The sequence below is a fragment of the Bacillus haynesii genome (assembly GCF_014042035.1).
GTDB lineage: Bacteria > Bacillota > Bacilli > Bacillales > Bacillaceae > Bacillus > Bacillus haynesii.
The window spans coordinates 212196-229704 of sequence record NZ_CP059494.1 but is presented as its reverse complement, the minus strand read 5'-3'; the positions used below and the strand labels follow the sequence as shown (position 1 = coordinate 229704).

The window sequence follows — 17509 nt, the reverse complement described above, 5'->3', positions numbered from 1 at the left end:
GAGGAGCTTCCATGACTTATATACAGCCGCATACGAAGGATTATCAAAAAGCAAGCATCGCCTTATTCATCAGCGGTTTTGTGACATTTGCCACGCTTTACACCACACAGCCGCTCATGCCATTGTTTGCGGAGGAATTCGGCATATCGGCGGCAGCTGCAAGCTTAACTTTATCCATTTCAACAGGTATATTGGCTTTTGCATTGCTCACGGCAGCAGCTTTATCTGACGGATTCGGCCGGAAAACGATTATGGTAATATCTCTGTTTGCGACATCAGTACTCGGCCTCTTGACCGCCTTTAGTCCGAACTTCGCGGCGCTCTTGGCGATGAGGGGGCTGCTTGGCTTTTTCCTTGCAGGTGTACCCGCGATCGCCATGACTTATGTCGGAGAGGAATTTGATCCGCGAGGGCTCGGCAAAATGATGGGGTTATACATTAGCGGCACAAGCCTCGGAGGAATGAGCGGAAGGCTTTTGACCGGCCTTTTGACAGACTTGTTCAGCTGGCGCGCGGCGCTTGGAATCATCGGGGCATTATCAGTGCTATTAAGCTATTTGTTTTGGATTTTGCTGCCCCGGCCGCAGCACTCTGCTAAGCGAAAAACGAGCGTGAAGAAGGCGAGCATGGCCTACGGCGCCGTCTTGATGAACAAACGGCTGCTGTCAATCATTTCACTCGGATTTTTATTAATGGGAAGCTTTGTTACGCTGTTCAATTATATTGGGTTTCAATTGATGGGACCTCCGTACAAGCTCTCTCAAACTGTCATCGGGTTCATCTTTATCGTTTATTTGGCGGGAACGCTCAGTTCCGTCTATATGGGAAAGAAAGCCGACCGTTTCGGCAGCCCGTTGATGCTGAAAATCGGGATTGCCATTATCGCAGGAGGCGCATTGCTTACGCTTCTGCCGCAGCTTCCTCTGAAAATTGCCGGGATCGCTGTCTTTACATTTGGATTTTTCGGGTCGCATTCGATCGCAAGCTCATGGGTCGGGCAGACGGCCGGCGAACAGCGCGTTCAAGCTTCCTCCCTTTATTTGCTTAGCTATTATCTCGGCTCAAGCTTAGCGGGATCTTTCGGAGGCTTCTTCTGGACCCATTTTAAATGGCCGGGAATCGTCTCCTTCATTATCGGACTGCTTTTGATCGCTTATCCGGCAATTTTCTTTGCCGAAGCCAAAAGAAACAGGCGTCAAGACCATACATCAGATCTGAAATAAAAGCTAAACTTTCTTCACTGCATGCCGATATTTAAATCAGAGCCAGCATGGCGATTCCTCCTGAAGATCAGCCGTTTTTAGAATGATTGAACACAGCCTGTCATGTTGGCTTTTCCTTTATCTCCCTCTATAATGGTTTGAGGGGGGAATCATCTTGCTTAAAACAATTGGATTTAACGGATTTTTGGCATCTGCATGTTTGAATCTTTTTCTTAGGTTGGGGCTCAAAATAAACGGCACAGCGAATGATATCATCTCAATGGTCTCCCTGGTGTTCGTGCTGATGTACGTATGGGACGATTTGAAAAAACATAGTGCAAAAACGCTCATCTTACAAGGAATCGCTCTCGTCACCTCTGTGGCGTTATTGGTGTTTGTCATCATGAAAGGGCAAACATTCATTGCTTCTCTGCCTTTTTTCGAGGGCTGGGAGACGCCGGCAAAATGGGGATATATTTTGCTCGTTTGGTTCTTGGGATCAAACCTTTTCATCTATATCAATAGAAAAATCACAAACTCTAAAAAAGAGGCATCCTGTTAAGATTACAAGACCTAAATTGAAAAAAGATAAATAAATTAAAGGGCATAACATATTTTATATGACTAATATGTTATGCCCTTTCTTCTTCAACTAACGCCCCCGTTACTTTAAGTACATTCTTTCACAAAGTTAGTCAGATTGATGTTATTTGAATGCACAGCATTTTTGTACTACGTAGCAAATAGATCTGTTGTTTTTTCGGCTTGATTATTCAACATTAGCTTCTATTGCTGAATAGTTGAAAATGCGAAAAAACATGCTTTATTACCTGTCTGAATACTCTTTTGAGTATTTTAAAAGGTCCGGACTAGGGATAGTCGCGAACCATGATTTGAAATATTTCAAACTGACTGTCATGTGTATTTTACATTTTGATCCATCATACTTATTCACTCGATGTTCCTATATGATAAATATTCTAAAAATTCCTTGGACGCAAGGGAAAGTGATTTTTGGTCCCTTGTGGCTATACCAATATTTCTAAAGGCAGGAATTTCAAGCTCTTTCGCTATAATCTTGTGAGGAATACGCTTCAAGATCAATTCTGGTAATATACTGATTCCTAGTCCGTTTTCCACCATAGACATAATGGCATAATCATCCCATGTTGTAAAATTAACTTGGGGTGAAATTTGGTGCATCTCAAAAATTTCAGAGATTTCTGCTTTTGCTCCCTTTTCCAGTAGCATAAACGGACTATTCAATAAGTTATCGATTGGAAATTTTTCGCAACTAGCAAGAGGATGATTTAACGGCATTACGACCAGCAAACGGTCTTGCTCCACAAAGATAGTATCTAAATCTGGTTTTGATGGAAGTCGCACAAATCCAAAATCAACACGTCCATTTAGAATCCAACTTTCAATTTCTGTATAATCACCAAGCAGAAGTTCAAAATCAATCTTTGGGTAATCCTTCTTAAAAATTCTAATCATATTAGGAAGCCAATGGGTTGCTACGCTAGAAAATGTCCCAATACGAATCATCCCAGTCTTTATATCGTGTAACTCTTCGATCTGAGTCATTAAGATTTCATGCTCATTACATATTCTCTTTAATTGGGGCAGTAACTTTAAGCCATCAGAGGTTAAATTAATACCGGCACGTCCTCTTTCAAAAAGGGAAACCCCCCATTCCGTTTCTAAATCGTTAATCATACGGCTGATCCCCGACTGTGTATAGTCCAAGCTTTGAGCAGCTTTTGTAAAGCTACCCAATTCTACTACTTTTACAAACGCCACATATTTTTGGATATTCATACTCGTTTCCTTTTCCATCTGTTTTCCTCATGCATATCATGAGGAAAATTCGTTTTTGTAATACATATGAACATGATATGTTATTACTATCAAAAATTCAAGTTAGGAAAGGCTAGGGATATAAAGATGTTTTTTGTGAGTGATATTATGGAAAAAGCACCAGATAGCTATAAGTCTCCGCTACAAAAAATGGTCTACGAATCATTGACAAAGTTACAGATTTCATTTAAACGAGTGACTACTGATGAAGCCATATCAATGGAGGACTGTATCGAGATCAATCAAAAATTGGATATGAAAATGGTAAAAACGCTGTTGCTCTGCAATAGTAAAAAGACAAAGTTTTATTTATTTATAACCACCGCTGATAAGCCATTCAAATCAAAAGATTTTAGCAATGCACTTGACATTTCACGCGTATCCTTTGCTCCGCCGGAACTAATGGAAAGTATTCTTGGCGTAAAAATCGGTGCTGCTACTGTATTTGGCGTTTTAATGGACAAGGAAAATGTTGTGCAGGTTGTTTTTGATAGGGACGTGCTTTTGGAAGAGTGGTATGGATGTAGCGATGGAACGACAACCGGATATATGAAGGTCAAAACAAAGCTGATCGTCAATAACTTCCTAACTTATGCAAAGCATATTCCGAAAGTAATCGAAGTCTAAATTCGGAAAAAGAAACGCGATTCATTACTTTATTTTAATAACAGGTTAATTCTATGCGAAATATAAGCAGTTTCGAGATTATTAGGGGTAGACGATGAAAACTAAAAGGTTCAAAGGAGGGAAGTTTGTGGATCAAAAGCGATTATTACTAATCTATGGTTTAGTATTTTTTGTCACAGCTATTTGGGGACTTAATATGGTTTTAATTAAAGTATTGGTGGAACATTTACCTCCACAAACCATGACGGCATTTCGAATTATGATGGCTGGGATTACGGCATTGATCATAATTGTTCTTGGAAAATCATTTCGTCGTTTATCGAAAAGAGAATGGATTTATACACTACTCGGGTGTGTTTTTGGTGTCATTCTACATCACTCGCTTATAGCAATAGGCTTAACAATTATTGATGCTTCGAATGCTTCTTTAATTCTATCATTAGTACCACTTACAACAGCAATACTTGCCGTCCTCTTTTTAGGTGAACAATTAACAAAATTGCGAATCATAGGATTTCTCCTCGCATTAATTGGTGTCTTTTTTATTCAAGGTGGTTCATTCAATAATATGCAATTGTCGCAAGGAGAATTGATTTTATTTATTGCAATGTTCGTCCAAGCCATTAGTTTTATTTTTGTAAAAAAGGCAACAGCAACTCTCGATTCCAAACAGGTAACAACAATAATGTATTTATTAGGTTCAATAGGTTTGTTGATTATTAGTTTTATAACTGAACCTAAAGGATTCAACGAAATGACTTCAGCCACTTTCTTTATTTACTTTTTATTTATTGTGTCGGGGGTAGTGGCAACAGGTGTGGGGTATATAGTTTTTTATGCAGCGATCCAGCAGATAGGAGCAGGAAAAACAGCCATATTTAATAACTTTGTTCCTTTTTTTGGTCTTGTGTTCTCCGCACTTTTCTTAAATGAAAACATTACACCTTCACAATTAATTGGATTTGTGTTTATTGTAGCTGGAGTTCTATTTGGAACAGGTTATATTGAAAAACTTTGGGCGAAAAAGCATAATCGGATTAATAATACACAAAAGAGTATAGATTAATATCCATTTTTTTCAGTATTAACTGCTTAATTTCACCTACATCGTTTATATTCCATTTGCGATAATCTCAACATCTAATTACCAAATATAATATGCCAAAGAAAAGAGGATACATGCTCATATATTGAACATAATATCCTCTTATAAGTTTAGTCTATTTAAATCAATTCAGAATGCCTCTTTTTGTTTTACGTTCTTGCGATGCGGTCTGCGGCACAGTCCTCGTTCACGTTATGTTGGGAAACGCCGCCGTCCCATACATCCTTTGCATAGCGCCCTTCTTCCAAAAGTGCGGACAGCCAGCTTTCCGACTCTTCCTGACTCGCTCCCTGTACAATGCGATACGCCTCGCACAAAGCTTGTTCAACAGCGGGAGCCATGCGGCTTCCGTCTCCGCACACATACAGGCGGCCGCCTTGGTTCAACAAGTGAATCAGCAAGTCTGCATCCTCTCTGATCAAATCTTGCACATATGTTTTCGGCCGGCCTTCAAGCCGGGAAAACGCTGTATGCAGATGGACGATTCCGTCCTTTTCCGCTTGCTCCAATTCGTCTCGATACAGAAAATCTTCGTTCGGGCGGCGGCAGCCGAAGTACAAATGCGCTTCACCGAGCTTTATCCCGGCATCGTGCTGGGTGCGGCGCGCCTGAAGAAATCCGCGGTAAGGTGCGATTCCGGTGCCCGGCCCGACCATGATCACCGGTGTTTCAGGATCTTCAGGAAGCCGGAAGCCTGACTGAGGCTCCCTGATGAAACACGAAATCGCGTCTCCCGGCTCAAGGCCGGCGAGATAGTTCGATGCAACCCCTTTGTATTGCCCGCGGCCGCTCAATGCCGGACCGCTTACGACAGAGACAGTGATGCTTGTTTGCCGCGGGTTAAGCTGCGGCGAACTGGAAATCGAGTAATACCTCGGTTTTAGCGGAGGCAGAAGCGCCAGAAAATGGGCGAACGGCAGTTCACAGGCCGGGTATTGTTCAAGCAGGTCAAGCATTGTCAGCCGCTTTTTCAACACTTGATCCTTATAGACGTCGCCTTTCAGCAGGTCTTCAAGCTCGCGCTGATGAGGTGGACAAACAGTATGTACCGCCAGCTCGCGAATCTGAGCCCTTGTGGCCGGCTCCTGGAGCTCGACGCAATGTTGAAAAAGGTCCTTGACTTGAACAGGCCGCTCCAAAGGTAAATGCGATGCTTGATTCCGTCCGCTGATCAAAATTTGTTCATTTCCGTTCAGCCCAAACCGCTGAAAGGCGCGATCAATCAGCACCCCGCTGTTTTGCGGAAGCACCCCGAGATGGTCTCCCTCCCGATATGCGGCACTTTCAGGAAGCGATATTTCAATATGCCTTGTGCTTCTCCCGCTCTCTTCACACTGCAGTTCTCGGTTTGCCGATATTTTCGCTGTAAACACCTGATAAGCTTTAGCCAGCGGCGAAGCCGCAGGTGCGCTTACAAACTCGACAGATAAGGCTTGCCTGTCTGCTTCTGTTTGATTCGGCTCGGGTTCGGCCAATGAAAATTCGGTTCTTAAAAGCGGCCACAGATCGTTTTTCCATGACTCAAACTGTCCTTCAAAATCATCGCCTGCATCCCCTTCTCCAAGCTTGTGCAGCCTTTGGGCGCCTCTTTTTTCCAATGCGCTGTCAATCAGGCGCGGAATCCGCTGGTAAGTGCTGGCCCAGCTCCGGTTTCCGCAGCCGAATACCGCATATTTGACCCCGCGCAGATCGCCTGTCTGATCATGCTCAAGCCAATGGACAAATTCCTTTGCGCAATCGGGCGGGTTTCCGTTATAGGAAGCCGTCACAATGATAACTGCCCCTTCTGCCGGGATGGCGCCTGCATATTGATCAAGCTCCGCCGTCCGGCTGTGGTATCCTTGCTCACGCGCTTCTTCAGCAAGCTCCTTTGCAATCTCTTCGGCTGTGCCGAGATTTGAACCGTAGAGCACAAGGAGAGGAGTTCCGTGCGTATTTTCCGCAGCCGGTGCGGAAGGCCTTTCTTCCTGACGCGTGTTCTCTTCAGGTTGAGCACCCGGCGTCACCATCATTGCTTCTTTTTTCCTCGGCCTCACCCTGATTGTGAAGCCATCCGGTTTTAGCGTCAGCGATTCTTTGATATTCAATTGGTAGTTTGCATGATCTTCAAGATCAAAGTACTGAAGAATCATGCCGAGCACAAGCGTCGCTTCGTGAAGGGCGAACTGCATGCCGATGCATGCCCTTTGGCCGTTGCCAAACGGTTTGTATGCGTGCGCCGGAATGCTGTCCATCTGCTCGAACCGTTCAGGCCGAAATGCCTCGGCATCTTCTCCCCAGACGCTTTGATCCCTGTGCAGTTTTGGGATGAGCACTGTGACACTCTGTCCTTTTGGAATCAAGTATTTTCCCCCGATAACCGTTTCTTCTTTTGCATAAAGAGAGAAAGCCGGTGCCGTCGGCCAAAGCCTTATCGATTCATTCAAAATCATTCGGATGTATTTCAGCTGCTGAACCTGTTTGTAGGAAGGGACGGGATCGGTCAGCACGCGGTCTGCTTCTTCATACGCTTTCTGAAGCTTATCCGGATGCTTCAGGAGCAGATAGATCGCAAACGATAATAAACCGCTCGTCGTCTCGTGTCCGGCAATCAAAAATGTAATGATTTGATAGCGGATATTCTCATCATCCAGTTTTTCGCCGGTCTCAGGGTCTTTCGCATGAAGCATAAGCGACAAGAGGTCATTTCCGCTTTCGCCGCCGGCCTGCTTCCGGTCAGCGATGATCCGGTCAACAAGAGAAAACATCGACTCAACATCACTGTTAAACTGCCGCTTCGTTTGAACCATCAGCTTATCCTGTAGCGGGAAGCGCTTCGTCTGTCTCATCGCTTCGCTCAAACCCCGGACCATGCTCTCGATAAACGGATGCTGCCCTTCGCGGTAGAAGCTGTTAAAGCGGTAGTTAAACCCGCATAAGCCGATCGTATCCAGCGTCAGCCGCGTCATATCGTCCGGCACATCAATGCTCTCATCCTGATTGAGACGGGACCACTTTTGGATGAGTTGGACGGCAATATCCTGCATCATGTGATGGTATCCCTTCATCGCTTTTTGGCTGAAGCTCGGCAGAAGGATATTGTGGGCTTTCCGCCAATTGGGTTCCTCCGTCCAGCTTGTAAACAGCCCGTCTCCGCTGAACTCTCGAACTTTCAATAGCCCCTTCCCCATGTTTTTGTCAAACCGGGATTCGTCAGAGACTTCTTTCACCAGTTCATGGCTGGACACAAATACTCCAATCGCATCCGCAAACTTAAATTGAAAGATTGGCCCCATCTCATCCGCGATTTTCCAAAGAGACTGGGAGACCTTGTTTTTGTCAAGCAAAGGCAGGTTGCCGAGCGGCCCGTAAGTTTTAGGGATTGGAATTCCATTTAACTTGTTCATGAAAATCATCCTTTCTGTTTTGGAAAAAAGCTATTCATCCATGATGTTTGACAGCATGCCAAGAACATTCTTCAATCTCTTCGATCAGTCCGGTAGGGTCTTCGATTTCCTCGGCTCTTACCAATTTTTGAATATGAACGAACGCCCCGAATACCACAGCCGATAAGATGTGGGAAGGCAAGGGGCGAATCACGCCGGCCGCTTTCCCTTTTTCAAAAAATAAATAGACGAAATCCAGCAGTTCGTTCAAGACCTCACGGCTTTTCTCTGTCAGGTAATGAGAGGTTTTGTCAATTTCCAAAAAATACAGTGCATGGACATTTTCTTGAGAAAACTCGAAAAGACAGCGGAAAATGTGCTGAAATTGTTTTTTTATCCCTGCTGAATCTTCAGGATAGCCCTCCTCTATCTTTTCTTTAAATCTCTTCACACTGTCTTGGAACAAGACATTTACAAGGGCTTCCTTGCTGTCAAAGTAGCGGTAGATGGTGCCTGCACCGACGTTTGCCTTCTCGGCAATCATCGGAATGGTTGCGGCGTCAAAGCCTCTGTCTGCGAAAAGGACGAGCGATGCCTCGATAATTTTCTGATATTTGCTTTCCGATTCCATTGATTTTGCCCTCCAAGCTAGCGGAATGAACGTTCATTCCGCTTTTTCCAATACATTCACTTTTTGACAGAACACTTGAAAATTCCTTTTTTAATATAAAAATTTTTAATAAAAAACGAAAAAGGGTATAATAGGCCCAACTGTTGACATGAGCTGATATTCATAAATTGAATGAAGGAAGCGTGGCTGTGCAATAGTATTCTTATATATTAATTTTGATAAAAAAGAGGAACTGATATGTCATCAGTTCCTTCTGCCATCGGATTATTTTGCTTTTTTGACTTTTATTTTGCTCGCTTTGCTTGTATTGCCGGCTTTATCTTTTGCACTGACCGCTAAAACGGTGTTTGCCTTTTGTTTTTTTATTTTCACAGAAAACGCGCCTTTTTTATCGGCCTTGCCGGTTCCGATCGTTTTCTTTCCTGCTTTGACGGTGATGGCGGCGTTCGGCTCTGCTTTCCCCTTAACGGCCGTGCTCTTGTTTGTCACCGTATTCACTTTCGGCGCGGGCGGCGGGGTTTTGTCAAGCACAGTGACGGCTTTCGCTTTGCTGACATTCCCGGCTTTATCCTTTGCTGTTACGCTGATGACGGTTCCGGCTTTTTGCCTGCTGATTTTCAGCTTGTATTCACCTTTTCCGTTCGCTTTGCCGGAAGCGATCGTCTTTCCTTTTACTTTGGCGCTGACTTGCGCGTTTGCTTCTGTTTTTCCCTGTATCACCGTACTTTTATCGGAAACCTGATAAACTTTCGGGGCGCCTGGCGGGATGACGTCAGCCACCGTCATTTTAACATCGCCGCTTTCTCTGTATTCATCAGCAGATGCGGAGACATACAAAACGGCATATTCTTTTTGCTTGTTGATTTTCACTTTAAACGCTCCGGATGGATCCGCTTTGCCTTGCGCGATCACTTTTTTGGACGCGTTTTTCACTTTGATCGTGTAGCCGGCTGCCGTTTTCCCCGTTACGGCAGTATCTTTGTTCGTGATGCGTTTGACGGACGGGTTTTTCGGCGCTTTTTCCACGATGGTTCTGAGCGAGGCTTCCGCCTGATGGCCCGATGCCGCGACATGAAGAACTTGCCCCGCCTTCTGAGCCGGGATTTTCACTGAAAACGCGCCTGATTTTCCGGCTGTTCCCGTGCCCAATACCTGCTTCCCTCGCAAGATTTTGACCGTTGATCCGCTTTTGGCTGTGCCTGTCACTGCCGAGTGGCGGTTTAAAAGAGGATGAACCTTCATGTTCAGCTCAAAAACGCTGGCTGCATGATAAACATTCAGCCTTCCCCACCCGGAAACGAAGTCATATCCAGGAATTTGAGCAGCCGGTTCTACATCCAGGTCATAATCCGGGTTTGGATTATCCTGTTCTTCAAATGCCACATCTGCTGTGGTGTCGGTCAATAGCTTTGCGACTTGCTTTGGTTTCAAGGACGGATTCTGTGACAAAAGAAGTCCTGCTGCAGCTGCAACGTGCGGCGCCGCCATGGATGTTCCGCTCATATAAGTGACATTTCCGTCCGGAACGAGGCTTGGAATATCGGTTCCCGGGGCCACCATATCGAGACCTTTTCCATAATTGGAGTAGTCCGAGACGAGATCGAGGTTATTGGTTGCCCCGACTGAAAGCGTATATTTCGAAGATGCCGGGTACGAAATCTCCGACACTCCGTCATTGCCGGTTGCGGCAACGATCATCACATTTTTGGAAGCCGCATATTTAAGCGCATATTCCATCACCCGGCTGTATGGCCCGCCAAGGCTCAAATTGATGACTTTTGCACCGTGGTCGGCAGCATAGATGATGCCGTTTGCAATCTGTTCCGTATCTCCGCTTCCTGAAGAATCCAGCACTTTGACAGGCAGGATTTTGGCATAGGCATTGATTCCCGCCATTGAAAAATGGTTGTCTTGCGCGGCTGCAATGATGCCTGACACGTGTGTGCCGTGACCATTGTCATCCATCGCATCCGCCGTGCGGCCGATATAGTTATAGCCTTCGTCTTTTTTGACGCTGCTGCTTAAATCGGCAAGCGTATGATCAACTCCTGTATCAACGACGGCGATTACTGTATCTTTCAGCTTTTTGCCTTTCATCAGCTTTTGGAGCTGTTCAAATTGAATGTCTGCATTCGCAGCACGGTTTTTGCCGTTATTTTTGAGCGACCATTGATATGGATATTGGGTGTCCGCTGACAGTGCTTCGTATTGCTGAACCTGTTCGACGAATTCCACTTCAGGCATCTTGGCGATCTTGGCGGCTGCCGCCTGATATTGCTTTGCCGCCGCTTTAAATCCGGCAGAACGGCTTTCCTTCATTTCAACAACGTACATATCTTTAAATGCCGGTTTACTTTTATCGAGGGGCTCTAATGCCTGAACACCGGAAGATTGGGCTTTAGATTTGAAAGAACCCGGTTTTTTGCCGTCTTTTAATTTTACAATATAGCGTTTTTCGGGCGCGCTTGATGAAGCTGTCGCCATCCCCGCTTTTTCAAGCACAGCCGATACTTTGCTGCCTGTTAATTGTTCGATGCCGATGTCTTTTGCGACTTGATCCAGCTGTTTTTTCAACGACTCGGGAACGTACGCGCGGGCTGTTTCGTACAGGCGGCTGATCGCTTTTTGATCATCATTCGTAATGGTGTATGCGCTCTCTTGCCCGTTTTTTGCGACATCGGCAAACAGCGGCTTCAGCTGCACCAAATCTTTGTAGACACTGTCTCTCATCGATTTGTTAAAGAGCATTTTTGCGCTGATGAATGGAGCTGCTTTATAGTAAAGGGAAGACAGCTCTTTTCCTTTTTCAGTTTTTGAAAGAACTTCATCCCTGATCATTCTTAACTGTGTTAATATGCCCTTGCCGGTTTCCCTTTCGGAGACGCTTAATTCTGCCGGACACTCTTCTTCTGCTTCCTGGTTTGACGGAGGCAGGGTAACGCCTTCATAGCTGATGGTGTAAGAAATATCTGTAATTGAAGTGGTTTCGTTTTCCTCATCATGGTGATTTTCTACTTTTATGTAGTAAGGACCTTTCCAGGCAATCGGAAAATCGATTAAAGCGGGATTATTTTCATAGGAGTAGCCGTTGTAACGGTCAAACGTTTGATGATCAGTTGCATTCTCCAGGCTGGAGTAGACGGAAATGTTCAGCTCTGCAGCTGATTTCAGTTTAACGCGGAAATGCGTGTAGTTTGCGATTTCCTGATTTGAAGGATTGATTTTATACCAATGCACCTCATCATCGCTTTGAAATGAAGCTTCAACAGGGGACGCGCCGGTCAATGTGGTTTCGTTAATCGGAACGCTGTCTTCGGCTGCCATCGTCTTCGGTAGAGGCAGCTGGCCAAAAATCAATGCAACAAGGAGAAAGAGAGCAATTGAACTTTTCACGATCCTTTTGTTCATAAATACCTCCGGAAAATATAGTAAAAACGTTCACTTTGATATTAAACCATGTTTGCTATGTTAATGGAATACTTTTCTTTAAAAATCAAAAATATGATATTTAAGATCCAGTTTCAACTCTATCAAACATAAAAAATCCCTCTCGTATTGAAAGGGATGATCATACAAAGCTCATGATTTTACCGCAGAAATACAGCAGTAATTTTTGTGCATATGTACCGTGATGTCTCTGAAATGGCTTTCTTCAAGCAGTTGTTTGATTTGCTCTTCTGAGTACAAGGTAAAGCCTTGTGTTTTTTTCGATTTTTTCATTTGCCCTTCCAGATGCACGGCGAGAAACAGCGTGCCGTCAACCTGTAAAACACGGTAAATTTCTTTTAATGCCTGTTTGAAATCCGTCCAAAAATAAATGGTGTGGACTGAATATACTTTATGAAAAGAACGGTCCGGATAAGGAATATTTTCGGCATGGCCGAGCTTCAATTCGGCTTTTCCTTCTTCTTTCACATGACGGATTCGCCGCAGGCCTTGCTTGACCATGCTTTTTGAAGCGTCTATGCCGCAGGCTTTGCCGCTCCCAAGCAGCTCCGCTATCCGATAAAGTGCCGCTCCGCTTCCCGTTCCGATTTCAAGGATGCGCTCATGCGGACAGACATCCATTAAGTTGATGGTCCATTCGTTTATATCATGATTTCCGTTTTCCATATATGACGCGACCCATTTCGACAAAATGCCGCTCGGGCTCCGCAATTGTTTTCCAAGCCATTGTTCAAACACGTTAAAACACCTGCTTTAATTCTAATTAGCCCGATTTTACGTACAAACGGGCCTTTCCCCACTCATATCGGTCAATGGACCGAATATTAAAAGGATTTGCAAAAATAATTGCATTCTTTTGTTCATTCCATAACTAGACGGCTTCAGCTTTGAAAATGTTTCGCTTCAAGAAAACTGTTTTTTTAATGAATTGGTCTATCCGCCCTTTCCACAACTCAAACCCATGCATAGTATATATGGAATTTTCACTAAAAGGTGGTGCTATTTATGGGCTTTGGTTACGGCGGCGGATGCTGCGGCGGCTGGGGAGGCTACTCCGGCGGATACGGTGGCGGATACGGCTATGGAGGCGGATTCGCGCTTGTTGTGGTTCTATTCATTCTTTTAATTATCATTGGCGCTTGTTACGTCTGCTAAATGAACAGGAGGGGGGATTTTAAAACCCCCCTCTCATTTTGCCATTTAGTTTGTCCAAATGAAAAAGAGCAGAAAACGGTTTGTTTTCTGCTCTTTCTCAATAATACCAATAATGCGGCCAATACCCGAATTGGCGCGCCATCTCCATTCTTTGGCGCCGGTACGGATTACCGTATCCGTGCTTGAAAGAATGAGGCATCGATGTATACCCGTGGCCGATAAAAGGCATTCTGCCGTTTTTCTGCATGCTGTTCACCTGCATTCCTTGAATTGCTTGCTTCATATTATGCAGAAAAGCGGAGATGCGGAACTCGTTTTAACCCCGGCTAAACCTGGTCCTTCTCCTGAGTGTAATGTGCCAACAGTTCCTTTCTATGCATCATCTTGATCTCCTCCTTTATTTTTTTCGCGCTTTAAGCTAGCGCTGGCTGTTCATGTAAAGATATTTTAGCTGCAGGTCTTTCATTTCATTGTACATTTGTTCTATTTCGTATTCTCGTTCGTACTCTTCCGGACTTTTAAATCGTCTCTGAATGGTTAGTGTTAAGAAGAATAGATTAATGGTCACATCGCTCACCTCCTTTCAAGTTCGCTAAAAACAAAAACAGCCCGCAGATCATCTGACAAACCTGCGGGCGCAAACAAAAACCGCCAGATAAAAACGAATTGAGTCTTTATCTTGCGGGAGGAGTAGCGTATTATTATGCCTAACTTCCTAATGTACCGGCTGTGCTGAAAAAGCATCGGTTAAGGAAGTGCACAATCTCTCCCACAGGTTTGATGAATCATGGTATTGGCATTCACAAAGTCTAATGTATGTAGTCAGTGCTGGTTTCATGTTCATCAACCTCCTTTGCTTTTTGTTTACTTTGTAAGTATATCCATCAAATTCCTGTTTGTAAACCGTTTTTTTTAAAATGGACGGATTGATCAAGTCAAAAAAAAGCAGAGAACCCCTCTCAAGAGTCTCTCTGCTTATGATTCTTCCATTTCGTCTAATTGTCTTTTATATTTGAGCGAGCGCTTCACACAATAGAAAGCTCCTCCCAAAAAACCGCATGTCGCGAGCATCATTGTCATCTTTTGGCCGGTTTCCAAACCTTGTCCGGGAATGACCGATCCGATATATAAAAATGCGCTTACGCTGAGAAGCGTAAAAGCAAACTGCTTATAGTCTTCCATCAGCGATTTGACTTTTTTCTTCTGCATGTCATGATCACCTGCTTTTGTTTCATAATGGATATGATTCAGGATAACATAGATTGACAGATGACCAGACATGTAAATTCAGCCATATTAAGAAAGCGGGGCCAGCGCTTGCTGCAAATCTTCCAGCAGATCGTCAATATCTTCAACCCCGGCGGAAATACGGATCAATCCGTCTGTGATGCCAAGCTCCAGCCTGCGTTCACGCGGGATCGAAGCGTGAGTCATCCGCGCCGGCACCGAAATCAGGCTTTCAACCGCGCCAAGGCTTTCGGCAATCGTAAACCATTTGAGACGGCCAAGGACAAGATCCACGTTCTCTTCTTTTCCGATATCAAACGAGATCATGCCGCCGAAGCCCGTACTTTGCCGCTTGGCAAGCTCATGTCCCGGATGAGAGGACAGCCCTGGGTAATAAACCTTTTTGACGGCGGGGTGATCTTCTAAAAACGCTGCGATTTTCCGGGCATTTTGCTCATGGGCTTCCATTCTCAAGCCAAGGGTTTTCATCCCCCTCATTAAGAGCCAGGAATCCTGTGGCCCGAGAATCCCGCCTGTAGAGTTTTGAATGAAATGGATCTCTTCTGCGAGTTCCTTCGAGGCTGTTACGACCAGTCCGCCGACGACATCGCTGTGTCCGCCCAAGTATTTCGTCGCGCTGTGAAGGACGATATCGGCTCCCAACGAGATTGGGTTTTGAAAGTACGGCGTGTAGAAGGTGTTGTCGACAATCAGCAATAAGTCGTGCTTTTTCGCTGTTTCAGCTGCTTTCTTGATGTCAGTAATTTTCAATAAAGGATTTGTCGGCGTCTCAACATAAATCGCTTTTGTATTCGGCTTGATCGCTTTTGTGATGTCTTCAATGCTGCTCGTATCACTGAAGGTCGCTTCAATGCCGATGCGATTCATCACCTTTGTCATCACGCGGTATGTGCCGCCGTATACATCATCTGTCAACACGATGTGATCGCCGCTTTTAAAAAGCATCATGACAGCTGTGATCGCTGCCATCCCAGAGCCGAACGCGTAGCCTGCTGCACCGCCTTCAACATCCGCGATCAAGGATTCGAGCGCCGTTCTCGTCGGATTTCCCGTCCGGGAATATTCGTATCCTGTATGCTGGCCGGCGCGAGGCTGTTTGTACGTGCTGACCTGGTAAATAGGAACCGATACCGCTCCTGTTTTTTCGTCTCCTGTAATACCGCCGTGAATCATTTTCGTTTTTGGCTTCATATCAGATTCCTCCTTCGTAAATTTTTTTGCTTAAATAGCGGTCGCTGCTGTCGGGAAAAACGGTCACAATGTTTGTGCCGGCTTTCGCTTTTTCAGCTTCTTTCAATGCGGCAAACAACGCGGCGCCTGATGAGCTTCCGATCAGAAGCCCTTCCTTTTCCGCGGCTTCTTTTACAAGCCGGAACGCATCTTCGTCAAGCACGGTGTAAATCTCATCGAAATGGCTTTCGTCCATGTATTCCGGAATGAATTCCATTCCGATTCCTTCGGTTTTATGTCCGTGCGGTTCCCCTCCGTTTAAAATCGAGCCTTCCGGTTCAACAATAACCGTTTTAATGGACGGATTTTTTTCTTTCAGAAATTTGGCGGTTCCCGCAAATGTGCCTCCTGATCCGGCACCGGCGACGAAGACGTCAATCCGGCCGCCAAGATCATCCCATATTTCCGGGGCGAGCGTTTTATAGTAAGCCAATGGATTTACTGGGTTTTTAAACTGCAAAACGCAATAAGAATCGGGAATCTCCTTCTCAAGGTCAAGTGCCTTTTCAATCGCACCCTTCATTCCGGCACTTCTGGGGGTATGAACAATCCGAGCGCCGAGCGCTTTCATAATCGACTGTTTTTCCATGCTGAAATGCTCGGGTACGCAAAAAACGGGTCTAATGCCGTGCTTTCTGGCGGCGAGAGCCAGACCGATTCCCGTATTGCCTGCTGTTGCCTCAATGACTGTTCCACCGGGTTTCAGCTTTCCCGAACCGATGGCTTCAGCAATCAGCACTTCTCCAAGGCGGTCTTTAATGCTGCCTCCAGGATTCATCATTTCAAGCTTTGCATATATGTTAACCCCTCTGGGAATGTTAAAATTCAAAATCTGCAGAAGCGGCGTTTTGCCGATCAATTGGGTGATGTCCTTGATCACATTCATGTTCCTTCCTCCTTCAAGAGGTGCAAAACAGAGGGGGATTCTCCCCCCTGTTTTTAATTGATTCTTTTAATCATGCGGAGCACAAGATCTGTCGAATGCTTGGCAGCCTGCTCCAAAAATTGATCAAATGAAATTTCAGATTCTTTTCCGGCGATGTCTGAAAGCGCCCTGATGACAACGAACGGCGTATTAAATTGATAAGAAACCTGCGCGACAGCCGCCGCTTCCATTTCAACCGCGTAAAGGTCTTCAAACTTGCCGCGGATGAATGCCACACGGTCAGGATCGCTCATAAAGGAATCGCCTGTTGCAATCGTTCCTTTGACAACCTGAATGTGTCCCAGTTCAGACGCTTCGTCTTCCGCCGCTTGGATCAATGCACTGTCTGCCTTGTATGCGGCCGGCAGATTCGGAACCTGTCCATATTCATAATCAAATGCCGTGACATCAACATCATGATGGCGGACTTCGGTCGAGATGACGATGTCTCCGACATTAAGCGAATGATGGAAGCCGCCGGCTGATCCGGTGTTGATGACAACGTCCGGTTTAAAGCGGTCAAGCAGAATCGTCGTGCTCATGGCTGCATTGACTTTGCCGATGCCGGACTTTAAAAGTACGACTTCTTTTCCTTCATAAAATCCGCTGGTAAATTCACAGTTTGCGATGACTTCCCGGTTCGTCTGTTCGAGCTTGCTTCGCAAAATCGTGACTTCTTCCTCCATTGCTCCGATAACTGCGATTTTCATATCT

At 45.1% G+C, this 17509-nt stretch carries 16 protein-coding genes; 5 read left to right on the top strand and 11 right to left on the bottom strand.

Going from position 1 to position 17509, the window contains the following annotated elements:
* Nucleotides 1-11: 11 nt before the first annotated feature.
* Together H2R00_RS01115 and H2R00_RS01110 are read left to right on the top strand one after the other, a co-directional pair.
* A complete protein-coding gene (locus H2R00_RS01115) occupies nt 12-1223 on the top strand; it encodes an MFS transporter (protein ID WP_182070304.1) in 1212 nt (403 codons plus the stop codon).
* A 154-nt stretch (nt 1224-1377) separates the two neighbouring features.
* Entirely contained in the window at nt 1378-1764 is a 387-nt protein-coding gene (locus H2R00_RS01110) for a YoqO family protein (protein ID WP_182070303.1), read from the top strand.
* A 389-nt stretch (nt 1765-2153) separates the two neighbouring features.
* Here the strand turns inward: H2R00_RS01110 and H2R00_RS01105 are convergent, their stop codons facing one another.
* Nucleotides 2154-3023 (bottom strand): LysR family transcriptional regulator, encoded by an 870-nt coding sequence (locus H2R00_RS01105; protein WP_154996814.1) that lies wholly within the window; start codon nt 3021-3023, stop codon nt 2154-2156.
* Between the two features lie 147 nt (nt 3024-3170).
* On the opposite strand from H2R00_RS01105, the gene H2R00_RS01100 reads away from it, so the two are divergent.
* Nucleotides 3171-3689, top strand: a complete 519-nt coding sequence (locus tag H2R00_RS01100) for a prolyl-tRNA synthetase associated domain-containing protein (RefSeq protein ID WP_234112085.1) — start codon at nt 3171-3173, stop codon at nt 3687-3689.
* Nucleotides 3690-3816: 127 nt separating this feature from the next.
* On the top strand, nt 3817-4755 hold the full coding sequence (locus tag H2R00_RS01095) for a DMT family transporter (RefSeq protein WP_182070302.1): 939 nt from the start codon (nt 3817-3819) through the stop codon (nt 4753-4755).
* 188 nt (nt 4756-4943) lie between these two features.
* On the opposite strand, the gene H2R00_RS01090 is transcribed toward H2R00_RS01095, so the two are convergent.
* From H2R00_RS01090 to H2R00_RS01075, 4 genes are all read right to left on the bottom strand, one after another.
* Nucleotides 4944-8180 (bottom strand): bifunctional cytochrome P450/NADPH--P450 reductase, encoded by a 3237-nt coding sequence (locus H2R00_RS01090; protein ID WP_182070301.1) that lies wholly within the window; start codon nt 8178-8180, stop codon nt 4944-4946.
* Between the two features lie 34 nt (nt 8181-8214).
* Nucleotides 8215-8790, bottom strand: a complete 576-nt coding sequence (locus tag H2R00_RS01085) for a TetR/AcrR family transcriptional regulator (protein WP_182070300.1) — start codon at nt 8788-8790, stop codon at nt 8215-8217.
* Nucleotides 8791-9054: 264 nt separating this feature from the next.
* Nucleotides 9055-12198: a S8 family peptidase gene (locus H2R00_RS01080; protein WP_182070299.1), complete on the bottom strand. Its 3144-nt coding sequence runs from the start codon at nt 12196-12198 to the stop codon at nt 9055-9057.
* Between the two features lie 171 nt (nt 12199-12369).
* Nucleotides 12370-12975, bottom strand: a complete 606-nt coding sequence (locus tag H2R00_RS01075) for a class I SAM-dependent methyltransferase (protein WP_154996803.1) — start codon at nt 12973-12975, stop codon at nt 12370-12372.
* Nucleotides 12976-13242: 267 nt separating this feature from the next.
* Between H2R00_RS01075 and H2R00_RS01070 the strand changes: the two genes are divergently transcribed.
* Nucleotides 13243-13392 carry a YjcZ family sporulation protein gene (locus H2R00_RS01070; RefSeq protein WP_154996801.1) on the top strand — a complete coding sequence of 50 codons (150 nt, stop codon included), beginning with the start codon at nt 13243-13245 and terminating at the stop codon, nt 13390-13392.
* A gap of 97 nt (nt 13393-13489) precedes the next feature.
* Here the strand turns inward: H2R00_RS01070 and H2R00_RS01065 are convergent, their stop codons facing one another.
* The 6 genes from H2R00_RS01065 to mtnN form a co-directional block, all read right to left on the bottom strand.
* On the bottom strand, nt 13490-13639 hold the full coding sequence (locus tag H2R00_RS01065) for a hypothetical protein (RefSeq protein ID WP_164468297.1): 150 nt from the start codon (nt 13637-13639) through the stop codon (nt 13490-13492).
* Nucleotides 13640-13810: 171 nt separating this feature from the next.
* Complete coding sequence (locus H2R00_RS01060) at nt 13811-13960, bottom strand: YrzI family small protein (protein WP_020452381.1); 150 nt, start codon at nt 13958-13960, stop codon at nt 13811-13813.
* A 407-nt stretch (nt 13961-14367) separates the two neighbouring features.
* A complete protein-coding gene (locus H2R00_RS01055) occupies nt 14368-14601 on the bottom strand; it encodes a YrhC family protein (protein WP_011198155.1) in 234 nt (77 codons plus the stop codon).
* Nucleotides 14602-14688: 87 nt separating this feature from the next.
* Nucleotides 14689-15831, bottom strand: coding sequence for a bifunctional cystathionine gamma-lyase/homocysteine desulfhydrase (locus tag H2R00_RS01050; RefSeq protein WP_154995750.1), 1143 nt, complete (start codon nt 15829-15831; stop codon nt 14689-14691).
* A gap of 1 nt (nt 15832) precedes the next feature.
* Nucleotides 15833-16756, bottom strand: a complete 924-nt coding sequence (locus tag H2R00_RS01045) for a PLP-dependent cysteine synthase family protein (RefSeq protein ID WP_154995752.1) — start codon at nt 16754-16756, stop codon at nt 15833-15835.
* 53 nt (nt 16757-16809) lie between these two features.
* Nucleotides 16810-17505, bottom strand: a complete 696-nt coding sequence (gene mtnN / locus H2R00_RS01040; RefSeq protein ID WP_003183892.1) for a 5'-methylthioadenosine/S-adenosylhomocysteine nucleosidase — start codon at nt 17503-17505, stop codon at nt 16810-16812.
* Nucleotides 17506-17509 lie beyond the last annotated feature (4 nt).